General features: G+C 51.5%; 26 protein-coding genes. 5 read left to right on the forward strand and 21 right to left on the reverse strand.

Going from position 1 to position 21697, the window contains the following annotated elements; translation table 11 throughout:
- Positions 1-207 precede the first annotated feature (207 nt).
- Positions 208-6480, forward strand: coding sequence for a T9SS type A sorting domain-containing protein (locus IKB43_07965; protein ID MBR2470068.1), 6273 nt, complete (start codon positions 208-210; stop codon positions 6478-6480).
- 357 nt (positions 6481-6837) lie between these two features.
- Here IKB43_07965 and IKB43_07970 read toward each other — a convergent pair whose 3' ends face one another.
- The 17 genes from IKB43_07970 to IKB43_08050 all read right to left on the reverse strand — a co-directional run bounded on the left by IKB43_07970 (position 6838) and on the right by IKB43_08050 (position 15566).
- The gene (locus IKB43_07970) at positions 6838-7131 is read right to left on the reverse strand and encodes a hypothetical protein (GenBank protein MBR2470069.1); all 294 of its coding nucleotides are present in this window, start codon (positions 7129-7131) and stop codon (positions 6838-6840) included.
- Complete coding sequence (locus IKB43_07975) at positions 7112-7891, reverse strand: DUF3850 domain-containing protein (GenBank protein ID MBR2470070.1); 780 nt, start codon at positions 7889-7891, stop codon at positions 7112-7114. The genes IKB43_07970 and IKB43_07975 overlap by 20 nt, the downstream gene beginning before the upstream one ends.
- Before the next feature lie 17 nt (positions 7892-7908).
- Entirely contained in the window at positions 7909-8286 is a 378-nt protein-coding gene (locus IKB43_07980; GenBank protein MBR2470071.1) for an ASCH domain-containing protein, read from the reverse strand.
- Between the two features lie 11 nt (positions 8287-8297).
- Positions 8298-8831 carry an N-acetylmuramoyl-L-alanine amidase gene (locus IKB43_07985; GenBank protein MBR2470072.1) on the reverse strand — a complete coding sequence of 178 codons (534 nt, stop codon included), beginning with the start codon at positions 8829-8831 and terminating at the stop codon, positions 8298-8300.
- Between the two features lie 121 nt (positions 8832-8952).
- On the reverse strand, positions 8953-9462 hold the full coding sequence (locus IKB43_07990) for a DUF1353 domain-containing protein (GenBank protein MBR2470073.1): 510 nt from the start codon (positions 9460-9462) through the stop codon (positions 8953-8955).
- Positions 9446-9592 carry a hypothetical protein gene (locus IKB43_07995; protein ID MBR2470074.1) on the reverse strand — a complete coding sequence of 49 codons (147 nt, stop codon included), beginning with the start codon at positions 9590-9592 and terminating at the stop codon, positions 9446-9448. Before IKB43_07995 ends, IKB43_07990 begins: the two co-directional genes overlap by 17 nt.
- 191 nt (positions 9593-9783) lie before the next feature.
- Positions 9784-9927 (reverse strand): hypothetical protein, encoded by a 144-nt coding sequence (locus IKB43_08000; GenBank protein ID MBR2470075.1) that lies wholly within the window; start codon positions 9925-9927, stop codon positions 9784-9786.
- A complete protein-coding gene (locus IKB43_08005) occupies positions 9927-10112 on the reverse strand; it encodes a hypothetical protein (protein MBR2470076.1) in 186 nt (61 codons plus the stop codon). The genes IKB43_08000 and IKB43_08005 overlap by 1 nt, the downstream gene beginning before the upstream one ends.
- The gene (locus IKB43_08010; GenBank protein MBR2470077.1) at positions 10102-10755 is read right to left on the reverse strand and encodes a DUF3164 family protein; all 654 of its coding nucleotides are present in this window, start codon (positions 10753-10755) and stop codon (positions 10102-10104) included. The genes IKB43_08005 and IKB43_08010 overlap by 11 nt, the downstream gene beginning before the upstream one ends.
- 4 nt (positions 10756-10759) lie before the next feature.
- On the reverse strand, positions 10760-11227 hold the full coding sequence (locus IKB43_08015; GenBank protein ID MBR2470078.1) for a regulatory protein GemA: 468 nt from the start codon (positions 11225-11227) through the stop codon (positions 10760-10762).
- Positions 11227-12123 (reverse strand): AAA family ATPase, encoded by an 897-nt coding sequence (locus tag IKB43_08020; GenBank protein ID MBR2470079.1) that lies wholly within the window; start codon positions 12121-12123, stop codon positions 11227-11229. Before IKB43_08020 ends, IKB43_08015 begins: the two co-directional genes overlap by 1 nt.
- Before the next feature lie 107 nt (positions 12124-12230).
- Complete coding sequence (locus IKB43_08025) at positions 12231-12413, reverse strand: hypothetical protein (GenBank protein MBR2470080.1); 183 nt, start codon at positions 12411-12413, stop codon at positions 12231-12233.
- Positions 12413-13582 carry a transposase gene (locus tag IKB43_08030; GenBank protein ID MBR2470081.1) on the reverse strand — a complete coding sequence of 390 codons (1170 nt, stop codon included), beginning with the start codon at positions 13580-13582 and terminating at the stop codon, positions 12413-12415. Before IKB43_08030 ends, IKB43_08025 begins: the two co-directional genes overlap by 1 nt.
- A 3-nt stretch (positions 13583-13585) precedes the next feature.
- The gene (locus tag IKB43_08035; protein ID MBR2470082.1) at positions 13586-14362 is read right to left on the reverse strand and encodes a hypothetical protein; all 777 of its coding nucleotides are present in this window, start codon (positions 14360-14362) and stop codon (positions 13586-13588) included.
- A complete protein-coding gene (locus tag IKB43_08040; protein ID MBR2470083.1) occupies positions 14362-14535 on the reverse strand; it encodes a hypothetical protein in 174 nt (57 codons plus the stop codon). Before IKB43_08040 ends, IKB43_08035 begins: the two co-directional genes overlap by 1 nt.
- 33 nt (positions 14536-14568) lie before the next feature.
- Positions 14569-15384, reverse strand: coding sequence for a hypothetical protein (locus IKB43_08045; GenBank protein ID MBR2470084.1), 816 nt, complete (start codon positions 15382-15384; stop codon positions 14569-14571).
- Positions 15384-15566, reverse strand: coding sequence for a hypothetical protein (locus tag IKB43_08050; GenBank protein MBR2470085.1), 183 nt, complete (start codon positions 15564-15566; stop codon positions 15384-15386). Before IKB43_08050 ends, IKB43_08045 begins: the two co-directional genes overlap by 1 nt.
- 84 nt (positions 15567-15650) lie before the next feature.
- Between IKB43_08050 and IKB43_08055 the strand changes: the two genes are divergently transcribed.
- The 4 genes from IKB43_08055 (at position 15651) to IKB43_08070 (ending at position 17880) form a co-directional block, all read left to right on the forward strand.
- Entirely contained in the window at positions 15651-16166 is a 516-nt protein-coding gene (locus tag IKB43_08055) for a hypothetical protein (GenBank protein ID MBR2470086.1), read from the forward strand.
- A 122-nt stretch (positions 16167-16288) separates the two neighbouring features.
- On the forward strand, positions 16289-16612 hold the full coding sequence (locus tag IKB43_08060) for a hypothetical protein (GenBank protein ID MBR2470087.1): 324 nt from the start codon (positions 16289-16291) through the stop codon (positions 16610-16612).
- 57 nt (positions 16613-16669) lie between these two features.
- Entirely contained in the window at positions 16670-17428 is a 759-nt protein-coding gene (locus tag IKB43_08065; protein MBR2470088.1) for a hypothetical protein, read from the forward strand.
- Positions 17429-17583: 155 nt separating this feature from the next.
- On the forward strand, positions 17584-17880 hold the full coding sequence (locus tag IKB43_08070; protein MBR2470089.1) for a hypothetical protein: 297 nt from the start codon (positions 17584-17586) through the stop codon (positions 17878-17880).
- Positions 17881-17888: 8 nt separating this feature from the next.
- On the opposite strand, the gene IKB43_08075 is transcribed toward IKB43_08070, so the two are convergent.
- From IKB43_08075 to IKB43_08090, 4 genes are all read right to left on the reverse strand, one after another.
- Positions 17889-18143, reverse strand: a complete 255-nt coding sequence (locus IKB43_08075; protein MBR2470090.1) for a DUF3310 domain-containing protein — start codon at positions 18141-18143, stop codon at positions 17889-17891.
- Complete coding sequence (locus IKB43_08080) at positions 18140-18658, reverse strand: phage virion morphogenesis protein (protein ID MBR2470091.1); 519 nt, start codon at positions 18656-18658, stop codon at positions 18140-18142. Before IKB43_08080 ends, IKB43_08075 begins: the two co-directional genes overlap by 4 nt.
- A 144-nt stretch (positions 18659-18802) precedes the next feature.
- Complete coding sequence (locus IKB43_08085) at positions 18803-20155, reverse strand: hypothetical protein (protein MBR2470092.1); 1353 nt, start codon at positions 20153-20155, stop codon at positions 18803-18805.
- Positions 20148-21629 (reverse strand): DUF935 family protein, encoded by a 1482-nt coding sequence (locus tag IKB43_08090; protein ID MBR2470093.1) that lies wholly within the window; start codon positions 21627-21629, stop codon positions 20148-20150. Before IKB43_08090 ends, IKB43_08085 begins: the two co-directional genes overlap by 8 nt.
- Positions 21630-21697: the final 68 nt, after the last annotated feature.

A 21697-nucleotide genomic window follows, 5' to 3' on the forward strand; every position in this document is an offset into this window, starting at 1 on the left:
ATGTAGAAAAATGAGTTCACGGGAGTTTTTCACTAGAGTGATTATTCCAATTTGGAACGTCCTTGCCCCAAAAATGGAGAAATGCGGTATACCGAACTTTCTTGTAAATAAAAATTTACAAACAGAGAGAGGTAAAGAGTTTGTTTGAAATTATATTAAATATACCAATTTGTTACAAAGTAAAACTACGCCATTATGCGAGGTGTTATGTCACAATTCCGTCTTTCCAAACTCCTTGCCTTGGGTTCGCTCGCCCTGGGCCTTTTTTCTGTCGTCAATGCCAGTGGTGGCCAGGAATACCTTATTGCGGACTTCGATGGGAACGGAATAGCGACCGGTGTGGCCGTGTACGCCTATGGCGAAGGAACTGTTGCTTACGAAGGCAGTTACTTGGAAAGCAGAATCGTTGTTGAGGGGGCAGGCATGTCGGATACCAAGGGTGCCGTGATGCAGAACGCTACCAACGTTTGCGACGATTGTGGCGATGGTGCCGAAATACAGGTGTCCGTTGGTGGGTTGGAAGGCTGCAAATACATCTCTTACGATTACAAGGGAATTTCCCATTACCTGGCCTTGCAAATGGCGGGGGATGAAGAAGGCAAATTAACGAATTGGGCCCAGCACCGGTATTATGAGAAACAGAGTAAGGATTGGAGGCATGTCCTTATAGATGTAAGTAAAATGAAGCAGCCATTTTGGGGCGGGACTTATGTTGATTTGGAAATGCCCCTGGTTAGAATGCTGAAGTTCAAGGCGGATTATGACGGCTCCCTTTATATTGACAATGTGGAATGTGTAGATCCCCCGACCCATATCATTAGCTTCTACAAAGGGGAAGACCTTCTTTACAGCGGAGAATTTCTCGAGGGAGAATATCCCGAATATCCTTATAAATGGGAGTTTGAAACCAATGAGTATGAATATGAAATTTTGGGGTGGGAACCGAGGCTAGCCGTGGTGACGGCCGATGCCGATTACGTTGCCGTTTTGGACAGTAGCCTTCGCACCTATAGTATCGACTTTGAAGACCCCTATGGTTATGGAGGACAATCGCAATCCTTGCCATATGGGGCCATGCCTGAATATACGGGCAGCACACCGGTTAGGGGTGCAACCGAGGGCTATACCTATACCTTCAAGGGGTGGGGCAAAAAGAATTGTGAAGAAACTCTTGTTACTGAGTGTTGGTACTATGACTATGAAAATGGCGAATGCCTTAAGTGGAGCGAATCTTATGATTACGTTTGCACATACGAACTGACCGGAATTCAGCCTGTAACAGGACATACGACTTACTATCCGGTGTTTGACTCCACCCTCAGGCAATACACGGTCACGTTTGCGGACTATGACGGTACAATTCTCAGTGAGAACGACTATGACTATGGCACGAATTCCAGTAGCATTACTATTCCAGACAATCCTTCAAGGGCCGGCGGATACGTTTTTGATGGCTGGAAACCGTATGTGGAACGTGTGACGGGCAACATGACCTACATTGCAAGCTATACGGCACCTAGCGGAAAATATACCGTTACCTTTATGAATGGCTCTGAAGTCTTGCAGACTGGAGAATACGAATCTGGTGACGTTCCTGAATTCAAAGGTGATAAGCCTACACGGGAATCTACGGTAAGTAACGTGTACACGTTCGCGTTCTGGGGCGATGTGGATTATAATGACGAATGGACTTATGATGCGGATTATATTGACGATAAATACAATGATGGTATTGATGAAGTATACAAGAATACAATCTACAAGCCGGTCTGGGCAGAAACTTGCAAAAAGTACATGGTTGTGTACAAGGATGACGACGGCACCGAGTTGGATTCTGCGGAAACTTGTTATGGGAATAGCCGGCCATATCTTGATGTGGCGACCAAGGCCACCATGTCGGATGACTACGAATTGGCGGGCTGGATTCTTGAAGGGGATCCCGTTCCAGAATTTGACTGGAAGTTTGAAGATTGGAAACCCATAATCGAAAGGACCGTTTTTGTAGCGGTGTATAAGTACAAAGTCAAATTTGTAAATGATGACCTTTCTGACCTGTATTATGACTATTTCATGCCTGGCGCTGTCCCCGGCCTCCCCTCGTATGTTACTCCTTATAAGGAGCCTTCGGTTGATTATTCTTATGAGTTTGTGGGCTGGGACAAGGATTTTGCACCTGCAACGGAACCTACGACATACATGGCGATGTATGTGCCTGTTCCCGTGCCCTCTAGCCCCGTTTTGGAAATTGCAGAAGGGGAAGGCTTTGTAATCGACGACTTTGAAGATGGTGATGTGGCTAGCAATTTGGGTACCAGTTGGCATGTCTATAGCGATAATGGCGTCTGTCTTTATGATTACAAGGGGTATTGTGAACGGTATGGCGAGTCTACGATTTCCCAGCAGGTGGTGGAAGACGTGGAGCACGGCAATGTCTTGCACGTTGGATATGTCATTGATGATTGGGCTGGTATAGGCCTGCCGCTTGCTGCCACCGGAGCGCTGGACCTTTCGCAGTGCAGTGCCATCCAGTACGATTACAGGGGAGGTGCGCACAAATTTAGGATAGAGAGCCCTTACGGGGTAGATGACCAGCACTTCCATAGATGGGTGGAGGCCAGCGATGAATGGACTACCGCCACGCTCTATTGGAGTGAATTTGAAAACTATTACATGGATTTGTCCATTGATGTGGTACGCAGCCGTGCTACCCAGTTTATTTGGGACCTGCATCATGACGGCGAAACCATTGAAATTGATAATGTGAAGTGTCTGAATAGGCCCAGTTATGTGGTGCGGTTCTACGACGAAGACGGCACGACGCTGCTGGATAGCGCCGAGTTCGTGGAAGGGGAAACTCCCATATACCGCGGCTCCAAGGACATAGACAATATTGCCTGGGAAATGAGCAATGAACGAATGCTGTACAGTGCCAACTGGACTCCGGAGCTGGCACCTGTATCGGCAAATGTAGATTACACGCTGGTGTATGCGTCCAGCACAAGGAAATACCTCGTTTATTTCTCTGCCGGGAAAGATTCGTATCAACATGAATATGAGTATGGCGAAACTCCTGAATATAATGGACCTACACCTTCACGTGATCCGGAGGACGATTGCAGAGAGTGGGCATTTACAGATTGGTCCTATTGGTCCTGTGATGAATATGGTATGTGTGGACAATCCTATGGTATAACATCGGTAACGGGTGATAGGGAGTATAGCGCTAATTTTGAGTGCGTAGATAAGGTCACCTATACTATTACCTTCCTGGATGACGAGGGTAACGTGCTGCCGAAATCTGGCGAGTATGAGGCCGGCTCATGGTTAGGCTCATATTGGCCGGAGAAGGCCCCTACGGATGAATATGAGTATGAATTCATAGGGTGGAAACCAGAATTGGAGATGGTCTTTGGACCTGCAACCTATACGGCAATGTTTGAATCCCGTGTTCGCAGCTATCCTGTGAGGTTTGTGGACAACGATGGATCAACAATCTACGTAGATGGTGAGTATGAAATATATTATGAATATGGAACTCCGTTCAGTAACATAGAAAAGCCCGAAGACCCATCTAGAGACCCAGATGGTGAAGTGGAATACACCTTTGCGGGCTGGTCGCCGTCTATTGATGATGGTGTCGTGACTGGTGCGCTCACGTTTGTCGCCACCTATACTTCTACCGCAGGGACCTATACTGTTACCTTTATCGATGGAAACGATAGAATCCTGTATTCGGCGGAATATGCAGAAAATGAAGTTCCTGTGTATGAAGGCGAAACACCCACGAAGTGGCCAACGGAACAGTTCACCTACACGTGGGATGAAGCGGATGGCTGGGATAAGCCCCTTGCTGCTGTGACAGGCCCCGTTGTCTATACGGCCAAGTTCACGGCACAACCTAGAAGTTATGAGGTGGTGTTTATCAATGACGATGGCACCGAACTCTACCGCAATACATACGAATACGGGTCCACCATAACTGATGCCCCGACAGAAACCCAGGTGACTGCTGGAAAGACTGGCGAATTTAGGTATGACCCGGATTGGTGCGGTACATACGAAGATTGTGAAGAATATGATGACGAATATGAATGTGTGAAAAAGACGTATGAACGTGCTTGGTGTGGCGGCTTGGATGCCGTGACTAGAGACAGGGTCTATATGGCCAATATTAAATACAAGGTGAATCTCAATAATTATGACGATGTTACTGTCCTAAGTGAATGGTTTGCATATGGAACCGACATTGCTGACGAATTCTATTGGGATATAAAGGATAACTATGCCCGATTTGTGAAAGCCCCTACTGTCCAGTGGGATTATCGTTGGAACGAACAATGGAATGTAGAAATGGTTCCGGTTACCGGATCTGTCACCTATAAGGCGAAACTAGACAGTTCCCTGAGAAAGTATGCCGTGAAATTTGTTGACGAAGACGGCACTGTTCTGAAGGAAGCCGTTGAGTATGAATATGGAACTCTTGCTTCGGCAATAGAACTTCCGGACGAGACTCCTACTAAGGAACCCACTGTTGCCGAAACGTTTGCCTTTGCGGGCTGGGATGTTTCCGATGTGACTGGGAGTATAACTTACGTGGCGTCGTTTACTCCTTCGCCTAGAATGTACACGGTATCCTTTGTGGATGAGGATGATTCGCCTATTGCATCTGCGGAATACGCATACGGAACGGCGGCATCTGCGATTGTGCTGCCGGATGCGCCACTCAAGGCGAATCGCAGGTTTGTAGGCTGGAATCCCGAGGTGTCTGACGTGGATGGAACTGCAGAATATGTGGCACAGTATGTGGATGACAACAAGTTTGTGATTACCTGGCGTAATGACGATGGCACGCTTCTTTACGAGGGAACCTATTCAAGTGGGGAAACGCCTGTTTATGGAGGTGAAACCCCTGTCAAGGAATCTACGGATGAGTACAGTTACGAATTTGCAGGCTGGACCCTGTCCGCAGAATCGGAGGCGGGAGATAGGGAGTACGTGGCGACTTATACAGGTACAAAGCGCAAGTACCTTGTTCGGTTCGTAAACTACAACGAGACCTTGCTATTTGAGAACGTGTACGAATATGGCACGCCCGTTGCGGATATCGAAGTCCCGGAAAACCCGACAAAACCCTCTACGGAGACCAATGTCTATACCTTTGTGGGTTGGAGTCCTGAATTGTCCGATGTAACTGGAGAAGTTACCTACACGGCTCGGTTCGCTGGTAGGCCCATTACCAGTTCCTCTAGCAGTGCTGTGGTAAGCAGCAGTTCTGCGGAAGAATCCAGCAGTTCCGAAGCGTCTAGCAGCAGCGAAGAAGAATCCAGTTCTAGCGAAGAAACTGCCGAATCTAGCAGTTCCGAGACTGTGGTCTCCAGTTCTAGCGAAGAGCCCGAGATATCTAGCAGCAGTGCGGAAGAGTCCAGCAGCAGCGTGCAGATGTTTACGGTGACGTATGAGTGCCACTTGGCACCTCTTATAAATTGTTGGCTTCGCAATATCCCGTATCAAATAACTGTGGCAGAAGGAACCCCGATATCGTCAGTGATTCCGGCGGAAAATCCAAAGATTAGCTTCGATGAAACGGAACAGTATACCTATGAATTTGTCGAGTGGAGTTTCACTGGGGAAACTGTGAATGAGAATATCCAATTGATTGCGGAATTTATTCGGGTTGTTCGTCAGTACACCATCACCTTCGTAGATTGGGACGGCTCGGAGATTGCTTCTGACGACTACGAATATGGTACGTCGGCAACAGACATAACGCCTAGCGCCCCCACCAGGGAAAGCGACGAGCAATACTCCTACACCTTTGCGGGTTGGAGCCCTTCTGTTGCAATCGTGACGGGGGAGGCCACCTACACGGCCACCTATACGCCAACGCCGTTGCCCTCCAGCAGCAGTGGCGAAGAAGAGTCCAGCAGTAGCGAAACGCCGGTGGTTTCTAGCTCTAGCGAAGAACCGATTGAATCCAGTTCTAGTGAAACGCCGGTTGTTTCCAGCTCCAGCGAAACGCCTGTAGCCAGCAGTAGTTCTGAGAAACCGGCCTCTAGTAGCAGTACAGAGATTGCCGCGAACTCTTCGAGTTCAACTTCGGCACCGCTCAGTTCAAGTCGCGATGACGACGCTAGCTCCAGTTCTAGCTCTGCCGACAAGCCGAAATCTAGCGCAAGTGAGGACGATAGCTCCAGTAGTTCCGATGCTAAGTCTAGTTCTAGCGCCAAGCCCGACGGACTCTACCCGACGGTGGGCAGTGTGAACATGGTTTTTGCCCACAACGAGCTGACGGTCACCGTGCCTAAGGCGTCGGAAGTCAAGGTCCAGGTGTTCGACATGCAGGGTAACTTGCAGGAACGCTATCAGGGTTACTCTGCCGGAGACCACGTGGTATCGCTCAGGCACCTGAACAAGGGCGTGTACATTGTCCGGGTGGCAAGCGGGAGTGCCGTCAAGAACATGCGTGTAATGGTGCGTTAGCAGTAGACTGTCATCCTGGAAGCCCCAAGGGGGCTGATAGGATCCACAAAAAAATCCCGGTTCATCCGGGATTTTTCATTTCTCTCGTCATTCTGACCCTGGAGCACGAAGTGCGATAGGGGAAGAATCCAGTCCTAAATCTTGTAACCTGCTTCGGATGGTATGGCGTTGGGGCCTGGATCCTTCGGCCCCTTACAGGGCACTCAGGATGACGCAGAGTGCGCGCCACTCAGGATGACAAAAAAAACGTCTTTTTTTTTGTATAAACTTGTCTGCTATGCCAAAGCGGAAGTAATGAGAAAAGAAATAAATCAGTGAATGTGGCTGGAGCCCTTGATTTTATTGGGTTTTCTTTTCTCATTTAACCCGAAAAATGTGTGTTTTTTGATTTTGCTGCTTTTTCGCAATTTTCGCGGTTTCTTCATTTTGCGGAAAAAGATGTTTCACTTTTCGTGAGACATTTTTTTTATGAATTGGCGTTTTTAGTCCGTTAAAGGCATTTTGAATTTTTCTTGAAAATTGCGGTGCGGACATTTGGTGCGGACATGTTTTTGAGTTTTTCGCAATTCGTGAGACAAAAAAAGAGGCAGGATTTTGCATCCTGCCGTTAAATTTTTCGCGGTGTAGAAAATCAGCCTTCGGTTTTTTCACCTTTTTTCTTCTGGAGTATGGCGGCGAACTCTTCGATGGTGGGCACCTGGAGTGTTCCCTTGCCGTAGGGGTTCGGGGAGCGCATCTGCGGGCATCCTGTGCCGAGTTTCTTGCTAGTGGCGTATTTCTTGACCATTTCGCGGACTTCGAAGGCGTTGAATGGGTATTCCAGGCGGTCGAAGCCGTAGAACTGGAGCACGGTGCCGATGAACGGATCGTGGAATACGAGCTTTTCTTTCTGCTTGGCAAGCGAAGCCGTTTTCTTGAGCAGCATGGGAAGCAAGAGCTCCAGCTGGCTGTCGGTTTCAGCCTGTTCGGGGGTCTTTTGTGAGCCCTGGAAGTCCTTCCAGTTCCTGAGCGCGGCATGCCAGTCGGAGAGCGGGAGCCCGGATTTCATCTTCCAGCCGGTCATGGCGTAGTAGTTGTAGAAGCGGCGGGCGCAGTCGGCGGACTTGCCGAGCTTCGCGGCGTACTCTACGGCTTCGTCTTCGCTTGCAGGGCGGTTTCCAACGTTTGTGCGGGTGTTCTTCCCGGAGCGCTTGACGGACACGACGCAGTAATCATCCTTGATGCCTACGGCGTCCTCTGCGTGCATGATAAATGTGATGCGCACGGTAAGGCTACGGCCTGTTTCATTACCGCCTTCGGTTTCGAAGAGCACCAGACGGTCGCCAACGCAGTAGAGCCTGTCAACCTTGTGGATGACGAAGGTCAAGTCGCCGTTCATGAGCGATTCAAAGTTCCTTTTTCTGATTTTCAAGACGTATTCCATAGCGTTTACCTCACGAATTGCCAGCTTTGCGGGGCCCTTTTGATGTGCAGATCTTCGGGATAGAGCCAATCGGGACCGTATTCATCGACGCCGCAAATCTCCCAACCGTAGAGCTTACCCCTGCCTTTTGCCTTGTATTTCTCGATTTCATCGAGAGAAACGCACGAATTTTCGACAATCTTGGGCGTTATTTTGGTGATTTCGTGGCAAAAATTCACGTATATGACGCCTGTGATACTTTTAAGGTCGGTGTCGTAGAGGTAAACCTTCAAACCGTCACCGTCCAATGCTTTCGGGGCGGTCTTGCGAAGTTCCAGCGTCTTTTCGCCACTGTAAATCAGTTCTGCCCACTTGTGGTGGATGCTCATCAGGACTTCTTTCATCTTTTACTCCTTTACAGCAGGGCGTTCACCTTGGCGGCGATTTCGAACATGCGTTCTTCCAGATACTGCCCCGGGCAAGCCTTGTTCTTGAACCACTTGTGCAGCGTCATGTTCTGGATGAGTTTGCCGTCGCCGTCTTCGTGGCCTACCAGGGCCTTTTCGTTGTGCCAGCGGAGCTTGGTGATGCCGTTACGTTTGCAGATGTCGGCGACCAGGTAGATGAGGCTGGAAAATGCAGCGTCGGTTACACGGTAGGGTGCTTTTTCGTCGCTCGATACCTCGATGGTGACTGCACGGTGGTCATTGACGGCGTTGCTGCTGCACCAGCTGCGGTCGGATTCCTCGACATAGAGCGCGATGTGGCCCTGATCATCGATGCCGTAGTTGGCAGACGCCTTGCGGGCCTTGGCTGCGAACAGCTTGCCGAGTGCCCGCACACTGATGTGGTCTGCGGTGCAGTGGATGGTGATGGTGTCAATCTTGTGGTTCCGGGGCGTAGTCCTGTTCGGGCTTATCTCGGTGTGGGATACTAGCGGACTGTTCATTTTGACTCCTATAGTGATGAGGCTACCATGTAGAGTACGGTTATTGCGAGTGCGACAAAGGCGACGCAGTAGGCCGCCTTTGCCGTGGTCTGTACGACCTTGAGTATGCCTTTTCGGGTAATCATCTGAATGCGTTTGCGGTGATTGCCCTGCCGTTGAAGCGTTTGAGCGTGAAGCCCTTGCTGTCGAGCCACTGCATCTTCACGAGGGTCTTGTTGTGGTTGTAGATGTCGCCCTGGTCTTCGTCGAGCGTGTTGTAGTGGGAACCGGCAAAGAACTTGACCGCGTAATAGACGGCGTTACGCTTGACGGTGCCCATACCTGCGTGTTCCAGCATTTCGCGCAGGAGCAGGTCGGCATATTTCTTGCTCAAAAATCCGTGGTAGTTGACATCGTGGATGAGCCAAGCGAGTGCAAGAAGGATGTCGCCGATTTTAGGAATGAACGGGTTCACGACGGAAGGCCCGCTCCTGAAGTCGGTCATGTAGCCCGCCATGATTTCATACACCAGAGTTCCCGGAATGCAGTCGCACTGGATTTCGATGCGGAGCTTGTTCACGATTTCGTAGAGTTCCTGATGCTTCAGGCTCCTTTTCCAGGTGGGGACTTGCGGCCTATACGCGATGTTCACGGTCAACTCCTGCGGGGTGGTTGGTATCGCAGGCCTTGCAGACCCACTTGTGGTCTTCGAGCTTGCAGTATTTCTTGTGACCGCACCAGCTGCAGGTCACGTATTCGTTGTATATTCGGGTGTCTTTCATTTGGCCTCTGTTGTAAAAGGGTTGCCTGCGGATGCTTCGCGGCTGCACCCGCAGGCGTCGTTTGCTGCTTATTGGTCAGCTTTGCCGAGTTTAGGGACAGTGCAGGGGCTCGAACCCCGCCGCCGAAGGCTTCACAACTCCTCCGACGTGGCCAACCGCAACCGCCCGGGGACTACCGCCACGACAATGGCTTAAAACGTGACGGTAATCGAGAGTACCGCAGCGGACACCCAGTAGATGACCTTGCGGATATCTCCATCGACGACACCGTAGGCGACTGCCGCGGCAAGGTCGAGGAGAATAAGGATGAACGGGAAGATTTGAGCCTTCGTCACTAGCCCTTCTCCCACTTTTCGGCAAGGTCTTCCATCGCCTTGTGCGGGGTGGAGCCCACGCCACGGAGAAGCGGCTTGCCGTGGTTCTGCCTGAGCACGACCGCGTAGCCGAACTGGAAGTCGGCTTCGAGTTCGAGCTGGTCGCGGAAAAGGTCGAGTGTCCTGTAGGTTTCGCTATTCGGCATCTTTCTTTTCCTTCTTGGCTGTTGCCACGATATCGTTGAAGTTGAGCACGACGGTTTCCCACACTTCGCCGGAGTCCTTCTTCACCTTGCGCTTGAAGTTGATGGACTGCTTGGAGGACTTGACGATGATCGACTCTTTCAGCATGCGCATGGCCTTCTTCCATTCGGAATCCTCGATTTCGAGGTGCAAAAGCTTCATGAGCATGGCGGTGTTCACGCGGCCCTGCTTATCGACATTGAACGCCTGCGTGATGACCTTTCCCAGGTTCTCGTCGATACCGTCAAGACGGTCGTTGAGCCACTTGTCCACGATGGTCTTCACCATCTGGAGCCTTTCGTCGAAGCCGATGTGGTCGTCTATGCGGCGCTCGATGACAAGCGACTTGTCAAAATTCTGGAGAAGGATGTTGCCCTTCCAGTTCTCGCGGACACGGTTTTCCTTTGCGATTTCGTCGAGATACTTGTCGATACTCCCGACGATTTCGACCTTGGTTTCCGCAATCTTTTCGGCAAGCTTCACGACCTTCTTGAAGGTCGCTTCCACCAGCTTGTCGCGCTTCTTGTCGATAGCGGGAATGTACTGTTCGGGCACGGGGCGGCCACGGTCGTCGAGCCAGTTCCCGTCTTTGTCTTTCTTTGCCATAGGGTTACCTCTGGTTAGTGTTCTTGTTTCGGTTAAATTCTTCGGGGCTCTGCGCCCCCATGGCGTGTATCGCCTTGATGAGTACCTTCGCGTCGTCCTTGCAGATCCAGGTGACCACTTCCACGCCGGTCAGCCGCTTGCAGAAGGCGTTCAGGGCCTTGCGGCGGTCTTCGGAAGTCTCTGCGCGGCTGACCTGCGCCCACATCGCCTCGATTGCCCGGAGCTGTGCGGGGCTTGCCTTGTGCTTTGCCCTGCCGGAGAACTCGTTGAACTTCTGGACCTTTCCGTGGACCTGTTCGCGGAGGCTCTTGATGAGCGAGCCGCGCTGCTGTGTCGAGAGCTGCTTGGAGCTTTCGACCTGGTAGCGGTCGCGCAGCATGTCGCGGTAGGCTTCGTCGGTCATCCCGAGCAGGCGCACAAGGCCGTGGATTTGCCTGTACTGTTCGGCTCTCTTGTCGGCGGGAGTAGTCATTAGCGTGCCACCACGAGCATCTGCGATGCGGATTCAAGGATTTCGTTGTCGAGCGTGTCGCGGTCGTTGTTGCGCATGAGTTCCTTGCTCCACATTACAAGGTGTGAGAGTAGGCGGAAGTTGCGACGGCAGATCTGGGCGGCGCGTTCGATGCAGTTGCCTTCGTACTTGGGGAAACGGCTCTCGATGAACGCCTTTACATCGGCGTTATCCAGGAGCTTTGCACGGCACGGTGCGCTGATGCGGCTGTTCAGCTGGGCGTAGTGGTTCTTGTCGCCCTGGACGTTCTTTTCGAGGCGCGGCATGCCGCAGAGAGCGATGCCGACGCCCGCCTTGTCGTGGACGCGGCGGATGAGTTCAAGCGCCTTGTAGGGCAGGTGCTCGGCTTCGTCGATGACGATGAGACGGCCCGAGTCCTTGAGCTTGTCAACGACACGCACCAGCTTCTGGTGCAGGTTCCCGCGTTCGTCGAGACCGAGTTCCGCGCAGAGCTCGTCGAAGAGAGCCTTGGCGGTGTAGCCGTGGTCCGCCTCGATGAAGATGATGGAAGGGTGAGCCTTGGCGAATGCCTTGAGCGCGGTGGTCTTGCCGCAGCCCGCGTCGCCCGTGAGCATCCCGCAGATCTGGTGGCTGAGCACGAGAGAGCAGAACTTGTGGATGGTCTTGAAGCACTTGGTCTGCACGATTCCTTCGTTCTGCTTGATAGTCTCGCGCTGGGCTTCTACTTCGAGGAAGTCCTTCACCTTCTCGCAGATGGCGTCGATGTCGCCGGTATAGGTGCCCTTGATGAAGTAGCTGAGCGTGGCGGGGCTTATGCCCATGGCGTTCGCCACCTTGGTCTGCGAGGCCCCGGTGCGGGACATGTAGTCCTTGAGTTGCTTGATTGTTGCGTCCATATTCTATCCTTTATGGTTGCTGGGTTAAAAGGGTTGCCTCCGGGGGCGGTTTCAGGGAGATTTGTGTTGTGTTGCGGCAAAGTGTGCCTGCCCCCATTGGCGATGTCTTAGAGAATACCATGGTTTTTAAGGGCTTCTTTTACTCTGAACCAGGTTCGAATTTCGCTCTTGAGCAAGCCTTCCGGGAATTTGCCTCCGTTCTTGATTAATTCAAGAGCGATTTTCACGTGCTTTTTGGCAACAGGACCAACGACCGCACGGTAGATTTCCAACATTCTTTCATTAATCATTACATTGCCTCGCTTGTGGTGAGTTCGTCCCAGAGGTCGGTGCTGGGCTTTTCTTCCACGTCGCCGTCGAAGATGTTGTAGATGTCGGCATTACCGACCTTCTTGTCTGCCTTGAGTTCCTGTGCGTCCTTGTCGTGGCGCGTGAGGTGCGTGGGGCCTTGCGGCACGAAGATGTCCTGCGGGCCCACGGCGCTGCGCATGGCGCTGATGTAGTCCGCCGCCTGCTCCTTCGTCATGTCGGGGCATATTTCCTTCAGGAGCTTTTCTTCGTGGCGCTTGCGGGCGACACCTTCTGCAATCTGCGCCTTGCCCACGGCATCGTCGTCCTTGACCATGGCACCAACGGCGCTCTGCAATGTGCATTCGCCGATAAGCTTCTTGTTAAGGTCGTAGCACCAGGCGGTGCGCATGTCGTCGGGGTCGTAGCGGAAGATGACCTCGCGGCCCTTCCATACCGGCATCCATTCCGCCCAGTACCAGGTGTCGAGCTGTGCCAGGTGGAAGCCCATGTGCATGATGCGGCCCGACACGGTGCGGCTCACCAGCATGGAGAGCGTTTCCTTCGAGACGCGGCGCATGGGTTCGCGCTTGACGATTTCTTCGTTCCAGAGCTGAGAACGCGTTTTGCCGTTGTGGTGCTTTCCCTGGCAAGGGAGTCCGGGGAACACGTTCTGCATGTAGTCCTGCGCCATGTCGTAGAACTCTTCCCAGGTAAGGAAGTTCCCGCTCTTGAGCACGCCCTTCAGGGGCTCCGGCTTCTCGACCACGGTGCCGCCCTTGAAGCTGTTGAACATACGGTCAAAGCCGTTTTTAATGATGAGGAAGTTGCGTTCAATGATCTTCGCGCGGGCGTTACGCACGATGGCGAAGTGCATCTTGATACCGAGACGGCTTGCCATGGATTCAGCATACTGCTCGTCTTCCACGATCTGGTGGCCACGGCTTTGGCCGGAGAAGTCGCGGTTACGGTATTCGCGACCGTTGTCCACGTAGATTTCTTCCGGAAGACCGTAACGCTCGATGCCGTGACGCATGGCGCGGAGCGTGTTCTCGGTACCCGGGGCGTCGTGGTGCAGGCACCAGCCCATGGGCATGTAGGTCTTGAAGTCCATGAAGAGCGTGATGTAGCAGGTGGCGGGCTTTTCCTGCCCCTGCACCTTCACGAACACGTCTCACGTGCGGGTATCGCCCACCCATACCTGCCCCGCCTTGAGGTCGGAGTAGTCGCGGTCCAGGTGGAAACCCTTGTTGTCGTAGAACTTCTTCTTGCCTTCGCGGGCAAAGTAGATGACATCGGGTGCGAACTCGCTCTTGAGCCTACGATTGAAAGCTGACTTGCTCGGGAACTCGCTCTGGTCCTTCACGTCGCCGCGTTCCATGGCCTTGCCGAGCGCAATCATCCAGCTGGAGAATACGCTTATCTTGTTCGCGGTCAAGTAGGCGTTCTTGAAATCCTCGAACCAGGCGTCGCGCACGGTGGAGTGCATCACCTCGCGGTGGTTGATGAGCGCAATCTTCCCGCACTCGCCGACCTGCGAACGCTGACGGTAGATGCTCTTGATGCTCGTCTTCATTTCGGGGTGTGCGCGGTTCCAGTCGTCCACGAAACGCCCGAGTTCCTTGGTGCCCGTGATGCCTTCGCACTTCAAGAGGATGAGCGTCCACTTGTCGAAGTTCTTCTTCGCGCGGTCGGTGGCGCGGTCGTAACTCCTGATGACCGTTTCCACGTCCTCGGACTGGACCTGGACTTCCGTGCTTTCGGGGAGTGTCGCCATGACATAGCGGTCGGAGGCTTCCTTGGGGAGACTCCGCACGTTAATCTTGAGCACCTTCCTGCCGCCTTCGTCGTCCCAGCGGTATTCCCACATGGAGGCGTTGCGGCGCACCTGCCTCTCGGAAATTCCCAGGAGCTCGGAAGCCTGCGTTGAACTAATCCAGATCGGTTGCATTAGCGGCTGGCCTTACCGAGGAGAAACGCGCGGACACGGCGGGACTTCATGCAGTCGCCGCAGAAATGGTCACGGTTGATGGTGATGCGGGCTTCTGCACCGCAGATGTCGCAGTGGCGGACTGGGGCGACGAAAGCGGGACGGGCGGGGATAGTTGCGGTTGCGGTAATCATGGAAAACTCCTTGGTGGTGTGTGGCGGTGTTGTTTAGTTCATCAGGCTGTCGATGCCCTTCTTGACAAGGAACTTCAGGAAATCCTTGTTGGAAGGGAAGGTCGTGCCGTGTTCGAAAAGGTTCTGCTTCGCGGCGTTGATTTTCTCGGTCAGGGGCTTCGGGAAGGTCATCGACGGCATCATGTTGGGGAACAGTTCGCATTGGACGGACTCTTCGGCAGGGGCGACCGTCGTGGCGTCGGTGGCCGCCGCGTAGTCGATTTTGCGCTTGACGGTGTACTTGCCCGTCTTGCGGATGGTCGGGAGCACGTCTTCCACCACCCAGCGCTCGAACCTGACCGCGTCGGGCATGCGGCTGCGCATGATGAGGCGGTAGAGGTCGGGCTCGTTGATGGCGATCATCGCCTGCTTGCCGCCCTTGGTGTCCACCGTAATCTTCTTGGCTAGCTCGTTTGTGCCGTCAAGGTCCTTGCTGTCATAGACCTTGTTGCAGTGTTTCTTGATGACTGCCGCCGTGTCCTTTGTATAGCCGAGAATCTTGCAGATGTCGTCGGCCACGAACCACGCGTTCTTCTGATCGTCGAGAACCATTCGGATTGCGGTGTCGTTGAAGATGCGATAACGGAGTCGCAGGGCCCCGGACATGGTCGGGTCAAGGTCGTCTTCCTTGACGCCGGTTTCCCTGGCGATGCAGTGGGCGGAACTGCCGGAGTATTCGGCGGGAACGATGTCGCCGGACTGGGAGTCCGTGTCAATAGTCGGGGTTTCCACTTCGTCCAAAGGGGCAACCGTTTCGGTTGACCCTTCGAGGGTGGTTTCGGGTTCTTCGTCGAAAATTTTCTTGATCATTATGCTACTCCTTTGGTGGTGAGTCCCAGGTCCTTGAGGATGGGGGTAAGCTGGTTGTTGGTGCGGTAGCCAGTGGCTACTTCCCTTATGTATTGGGCGCTATAGGGCTTTCCGGCGATTTCGGAAACCCTTTCGGCGGCCTTGCGCCATGAGAATTTCGTCACTGTAAGATTTTTATCCATTTGGAAAAGTTCCTCGTCTTTTTTAACTTTTTGTAGTGGTGGTTAATCACTACTACATTCCAAAATTAATCAAAGATTAATCAAATGTCAAGAGAAAATTCAAAAAAGATTAATTTTTCTTCAGAAAATGTTCGAAATTTTGCCTCCGAGCGGTTTGGAACCCTGAAAAAACTTGCTGAAGCTATAGGCGTAAGTCAGCCAAACCTAACGCAAAGCCTATCTGGTAAGCGTCCTTTTGGCGCATCTTGGCGCGAAAGACTTGAAGATGTCGGCTTTTTTGAATGGCTTTCGCAAAAAAACGGCGATTTAATCAAAGATGAATTAATCAAAGATTCCTCAAATGTCAAGGGGGAATCTGAAAATAGTGGAATTTTAGACATTTCAGGCGCTCTTGAGCTTTCGAACACGCCCGCAAGCCGCCTCGCCCAGCTCGTGGGGGTAAGCCCCGCCACGCTCGACTCCTGGCGGCAGGGCACCGCCACGCCCACTGTCGAGGAGCTCTCCCGCCTCTTCAACCAGGTCGTCGCCCTCGCCCTGAGCTCCCGCCACGCCGCCACCACGCCCGAAGCAGAGAACCCACCCGCCCAAGCTACCGCGTAAGAGGGAATATTATCGAGTTGGTTCCGCACTTTTGAAGAATGATATAATTTAGTGGTAGGCGGGCAGGAAATCCCGCTGCTGCATGCGGAATGAACCGTGTGTAGCAACTTATGGAGGAATCCATGAATAGGATAGTGCGTTTTTCGTATGAAGTGTTTTACTTTGTCAAGGCAACCAGCAATGCTCCGGTTTGCCCAGCTCCCAATGGTCTCGCTACGATTTATCATCAAAGCGAGAAGGCTGTTCAAGTCTCTGAAAAGGATCGCGAAGAACTTGATCGCCGTCCTTTTGCAAATGCCGAAACGGCGTTTGAGGTCTTGGTCAATAGACTGAGAATGCTTTATATGGGTGCTGAGCCGAACATTTCCGACATTCCCGAACCGTCGGAAGAGATGAAACGCCTTGACGCGTTGAAAGCAATCTGCGAACCGATAGAGAATCAATAGACCGAGAGTGTTCGCCCCGCACCTGCGAGGCGACACCTTCTTTTTCAAGGAATTATTATGCCCACCACAACCGTCATCGACACCATCCACCACGTCATCCATGACACCGTGCATACATCCGTATTTGATACTGTTCATACAGTCTCCTTCGATACGGTCAAGGTTGCGCTTGACTCGAATTACTCGGTTCAGATTCTTCATGAAGCCCAGCAGTTCTACTCGACGTCGTTTAACTGGCTGCTTGCCATCTTTGGCGCTTTTCTCACGATTATCGCCATCATATTTGGTTTTAAGCTTTATCACGATCTGAAATCCATTGACGAAAAAATTGCAGATGTCGCCAAAAGAACAGCTGACGGAATGAACAAAAAATTTGAACAGCAATTTGATGCTCAAAATAGACAATCTCTTGAACTTTCCGCATTGGTTAAGGATATGCAAGAGAAAATCATTCTTAATTGGATAACGCAGGGAAGACTTGCAGAAACTCAGAAACAGTTTTACCATGAATTTATGTGCTATGATTTTGCACTGAAAGAAATTGTTGATCACTTTGACAAGACCTTTGCTCAATATGGTAAACTCGCTATAGAAAAACTTGTTGAAAAGGCTGCTGCTTTGAAAGACTCTTCAAGAAAGAATAAGGTGTTTGAATCCGTTTTGTCTAAAATAAAGTCATTTGAACAATGTCTGCTAAATGCTCCGCTAGACAAAGATTCATCTAAAGCCGAAGACGAAAGGATTTACATATTAAGCATTATGTCCCTATGCACTTCTGCGAAATCTACCTTCGAACAAATGATAGAAGAACGATGACGAAACAGGTTATTGCGCCCAATGCAGGTGGCGCGACTTGATACATAAACTCGGCAAAGACTGATTTTGACATCTCTTTTTCTTTCTTCATTTTTCATTTCCTTTTTTTACATTGTTGTTTTTTTCGCTCATTTTGATTATATTTGCAATACAGAATGAGCTTCTGGGATTCCCTGACAATCGACGACCTTCCGAATGACGACCTGAAGTGGGTGGCAAGCACCCTCGGGCTCGACATTGCCAAGCGTATCTGGAAGAAGTTCGCGGGCAACCATGTAGCCTGCCCAGCCAGGATGAACCCAACAGCAGTGCGCCGCTATATGCGCGACAACTTCGACAAGCCAGTTCACCAGCTTGCGTTTGAAACCGGAGTCAGCGAGCGCACGATCTACAGGTACATGAACGTGGTTGAAAAGAAGCCTGAAAACAAAGGGCAACTGAGCCTGTTCTAGCATACACTTTATTCCTTCATCCATTCGCCGGTTCTTGCGTGGTGCAGATAGTTTTCGGCCTTGCGGATGTCGTCTTTCCTGTCGTTGTCGGGCTTGAGTCCTGCGCGGCATTGATACTTGACGGCTGTGCCGATGTCGTAGGCGGCTTCACGCGGGAGTTCTTCGCGCTTCACGATGGCGTGGATAATCTTGATTGTTTCCACGGGCATTTCGTTGTAGTAGGCGCGTTTGGGCTTGTTTGTTTTGGGTGCGGGTTTTGTCATTTTGTACCTTGGGTTAAGTGTTCCATAAGTGTTTCTTTGAATCCTTCAAGGTCTTCGGGCTGAACGACCATGAAGGGGCGTGCGGGAATTTCGCGGGTTTTGGTTGTCACTCTTGCGTATATACGCCGCATTCCATTCCATATGAACGAGAGTGCTTTCTTTTCTCTGGGGATAATGGTGCGCCCTGCTATTGTTCCGCCGAAATTATGGATTTTTGCGTAGGCAATATTTGTTCCGACTTGCGCTGAATTTTTGTCACTTTCGCTTGTGATGGAGTCGCGAAGGTTGCCAGTTCTTATCAAGGAACCGCCGTGCTGGCTTTTGGTCCATTTCTTGGGTCCGCCTATCAGGGAACCCGCCTTGCTGTATCGACCACCTACCTCGAAGTTTTCCCGGACGGACTCCTCCAGCTCGACGGCGATGGTTCTCATCGCTCTGGACATGTTTTTTCCGTTGTTTTCGATGCCTTTTAGCAGAATTTTGCAATTTTTGTCATCAATTTTAGCCTTGATCATTGCTTTTCTCCGAAAAAAGAGGTATATTATGAATAAAGAACGCGCTGAGTTAGTGGAACGAGGTTCACCACTTCGGGAGCTAAACTTTCAAAAAAGTCACAGTACCGTATGCAAGAGTTCGCCGCCTTGCCAGTCGTTCTTTTTTCACAATAGATGTTTCTTTGAAAACGCAGTCGCATCAACAACCATTCCTGTTTTAAAGACTAATCGCTTACTGGATTCGTTCTCTAGCCCGAAAACGGCTTTATAGCGTTTTTTTGTATTTCCTTTTAATGGTTCTGAGTAGAATACCAAGCCATCAACAGGTGTGTACGTGCAAGACCATTCTTTGATAAGTTCAGGTAACCTAGATAACACTTCTTTGGGTATTGCAGGATGGTCTGTACGAAGTGCGTGAATTATCCTTTTGTCATCTATCGTTAAAAGACGAGACTCAATGTTGAGGTCGTTCCCCTTTCGATTCTTCTTACTTTGCAATTTGTTAAAGACACTTTCAGGCAACATTCCCGCCACAAATGTTTCTCCCTTTGGGGCATTCAATACAGACTCCACATCGACAATATTCTTGAAACTGTTTACTACTTGGCTTGATAGTTGGTCGAACATTGTTTCCTGTTCTTTTAAGGGAAGTTCCTTAATCTTCCTTTCGAGCATCCTGTCATAATCAAACGAATACGAACCCGGTGCATAGTCCCAGCCTTGACTTGGGTAAACAACGGTATTGCCCACCTTGTAGCCAGTAGTCGTCACTTTGACCTTTTGAGTTTCTACCGTTCCGTCAAGTCTTATATGTTCTCTCTCGATTTCTTCTGTCTTGCTCACGAAATCTTCGGGCTTGCTTTCTCGCACAACCTCATTTGCGGGCTTGCCGAACTTCTTTTCCAGAGTCCGTTTCGTCATCCTGGACACGGTGCAATGGCAGCCCCAGCCATTAGGGGCATAATGCGTTTGCCAGAACGGGTCGTCATAACGGAAAACAAGGTTGTGCAACGCGGCGTGTTCCACCCTCGGGTTCTTGTTTCCTGCACCCTTAGGAACAGCGACATATCGCCAATACGGTGCTACATCGGCATCTTCCATCATGCGCTCGTATCGACCTGCTGCGTATGCCGTCTTTACGTTCGTGTTAAAGATGTTTCGCAGTCTTCTGTGGTCTACCTTTATCGGCTTGACCAATTTCTGGTCTTTGTTTACGGCATCGATATTGCCCCACCAGCCTTTTTCCTTGAGCGTCGGGATGATGTCGTTCGCAAAGTCTTGGTAAGGTTTCCCTTCCTTAATGGCCTTTAGAAGGCTTGCGTGGATGTCCTTGACCAAGTCGATGCTTGTCGCCTTGGCTACGACAAAAACCCTGTCGTGAGCATGGCGCATCGTGTCCGTCCAGTCCCAATGTTTCTTTGGGCCTAGAGCGACTTTCTTTTCAAAGTATTCAATCGCCTTTTTATGAGGGAGATTGAACAGCATCGAAAGCTCTTTCTGTAACTTTTCATCAGGCATCGGCACGGCCCTGCATTTCGGAAAGTACGAGGCACTTGGTCACGGCCTCGTCCATTTTCTTGCTGCTGAGGTTCGGGAGAATCTTGTAGAGCTCTTCTTCGAACTGTTCGTAGTTGCCGCAATGTTCCGCAAGGTCGATAATCGGCTTTGCAAGTTCTTCAATCTGTTCCTGCAAATCCTCTGCGGAGAGATCCTGAATCATCTTCTCGATTTTGTTCTTGACGCTTCCTTCTGCGAAACAATGACAATCATCATCATGTTCGGCGAACATGCCGCCTTGCTGAACTTCGGTCATCTCGAAATACTTCTCGTCGATACCGTAGATGTCGCTGATGTACTGGGCGTTGAACTTGACTCCCAGCTGCGAGAGCTTTGCGTCGCGTTCGAGGCGTGCCTGCTGCATGTCTTCCGGGAGAATGATGTTCATCCACGGTATGACCTTTTCACCAGGCCAGTTGATTTCGTAAATCCACCTGATAAGCTGATTGAAGCTGGATTCAATCATGGCGGCATCGTCAAGGGCCAAGTCCAGGCGCACGTCGTTGTGCACGGTGGCCATGGCCTGGGTGCCGCCCGAACTAGTCTGCTCGGTGGTGAGGGTCTCGCCAAGCCACGCCTTGCTGATTTCGGAATCCGCCCAGGCCACGATTTCGCTGTGGGGGTTGGTGCCGCTCATCTTGGTTTCCAGGAGTTCCACGGAACCTGTCTGCGGGATGACTGCCACGGCGTCGCGCACAAGCCCAGAAAGCATCCTGAGGAAGGTGCTCTGTTCCTTGTCGGTCGCTCCCGGAGGAATCTTCCCGACGGCCTTGGGCATGCCGTACTTCTCGACGAATATCATCCAGAACTTGAGACCGCCCTTCTTGAAGGCCATGGGCCAGAAGCAGCGGGCATAGACGGGCTCGCCGTAGGGGTTTACGGCCGTGGGGCGGTTGCGGGTCACGATGAACTTGCGGTCGGGTACGGGAACCTTCGCGTTGAACTTGTTCTGGAATAGCAGCCTGCCTTCGTCATCGAAGCGGAACCATTCCTGCGGGCGGTCCTTGATGGCGACAGGCAGAATGAGCGTTCCGTAGGCCGTGGGGACGGAATCCCACACGATTTCGTGGACGGCGAAACCGAAGCCGATGGCCTGGAGCATCTGCGAAATGGTGTTGCGCAGTTCCAGGTTCCAGAAGTATTCTTCAAGCATCTTCGCTTTCTTGGGGTCGCCCTTGCTACCGTCGATGGTCCAGGTGCGGCTGGTGATGGATGCGAAGCGCTTGCTCTTGACGGCATCGAGGTGCCCGTCCACGAAGTTGCGGTAAACCTTGATGTTCCCACCCTGCGCCTTGAGGATAGGGTCGGGGTTGGGCAGGTAATCTTCGCCCGTGATGAAAGTTGCAGCCGCCCGGGTGGCCACTTCGGTCGCCAGGCGGAGTTTTTCACCGCCGTTCTGGGTGTTTTCGGTCTGTTTTTTCCTTTTTTTGCTCATGCAGTCCTCGGTGTATTTCTAATCTCGTTGAATGGCCGTTCAAATTCGTTGAATTTTGATTTTCTAAA

Origin of the sequence: Fibrobacter sp. (assembly GCA_017503015.1) — a bacterium.
In the GTDB taxonomy this organism is placed as follows: Bacteria; Fibrobacterota; Fibrobacteria; order Fibrobacterales; family Fibrobacteraceae; genus Fibrobacter.

Coding starts and splice junctions, on each gene's coding strand:
- IKB43_08055 (MBR2470086.1), top strand. CDS start 15,651: ATGTCAAGAGAAAATTCAAAAAAGATTAATTTTTCTTCAGAAAATGTT.
- IKB43_08015 (MBR2470078.1), bottom strand. CDS start 11,227: ATGACTACTCCCGCCGACAAGAGAGCCGAACAGTACAGGCAAATCCAC.
- IKB43_08065 (MBR2470088.1), top strand. CDS start 16,670: ATGCCCACCACAACCGTCATCGACACCATCCACCACGTCATCCATGAC.
- IKB43_08080 (MBR2470091.1), bottom strand. CDS start 18,658: ATGATCAAGGCTAAAATTGATGACAAAAATTGCAAAATTCTGCTAAAA.
- IKB43_08075 (MBR2470090.1), bottom strand. CDS start 18,143: ATGACAAAACCCGCACCCAAAACAAACAAGCCCAAACGCGCCTACTAC.
- IKB43_08035 (MBR2470082.1), bottom strand. CDS start 14,362: ATGCAACCGATCTGGATTAGTTCAACGCAGGCTTCCGAGCTCCTGGGA.
- IKB43_08025 (MBR2470080.1), bottom strand. CDS start 12,413: ATGATTAATGAAAGAATGTTGGAAATCTACCGTGCGGTCGTTGGTCCT.
- IKB43_08090 (MBR2470093.1), bottom strand. CDS start 21,629: ATGAGCAAAAAAAGGAAAAAACAGACCGAAAACACCCAGAACGGCGGT.
- IKB43_08040 (MBR2470083.1), bottom strand. CDS start 14,535: ATGATTACCGCAACCGCAACTATCCCCGCCCGTCCCGCTTTCGTCGCC.
- IKB43_08045 (MBR2470084.1), bottom strand. CDS start 15,384: ATGATCAAGAAAATTTTCGACGAAGAACCCGAAACCACCCTCGAAGGG.
- IKB43_08020 (MBR2470079.1), bottom strand. CDS start 12,123: ATGGACGCAACAATCAAGCAACTCAAGGACTACATGTCCCGCACCGGG.
- IKB43_08005 (MBR2470076.1), bottom strand. CDS start 10,112: ATGCCGAATAGCGAAACCTACAGGACACTCGACCTTTTCCGCGACCAG.
- IKB43_08085 (MBR2470092.1), bottom strand. CDS start 20,155: ATGCCTGATGAAAAGTTACAGAAAGAGCTTTCGATGCTGTTCAATCTC.
- IKB43_07985 (MBR2470072.1), bottom strand. CDS start 8,831: ATGAACAGTCCGCTAGTATCCCACACCGAGATAAGCCCGAACAGGACT.
- IKB43_08070 (MBR2470089.1), top strand. CDS start 17,584: ATGAGCTTCTGGGATTCCCTGACAATCGACGACCTTCCGAATGACGAC.
- IKB43_07995 (MBR2470074.1), bottom strand. CDS start 9,592: ATGAAAGACACCCGAATATACAACGAATACGTGACCTGCAGCTGGTGC.
- IKB43_08010 (MBR2470077.1), bottom strand. CDS start 10,755: ATGGCAAAGAAAGACAAAGACGGGAACTGGCTCGACGACCGTGGCCGC.
- IKB43_08050 (MBR2470085.1), bottom strand. CDS start 15,566: ATGGATAAAAATCTTACAGTGACGAAATTCTCATGGCGCAAGGCCGCC.
- IKB43_08060 (MBR2470087.1), top strand. CDS start 16,289: ATGAATAGGATAGTGCGTTTTTCGTATGAAGTGTTTTACTTTGTCAAG.
- IKB43_07980 (MBR2470071.1), bottom strand. CDS start 8,286: ATGAAAGAAGTCCTGATGAGCATCCACCACAAGTGGGCAGAACTGATT.
- IKB43_07965 (MBR2470068.1), top strand. CDS start 208: ATGTCACAATTCCGTCTTTCCAAACTCCTTGCCTTGGGTTCGCTCGCC.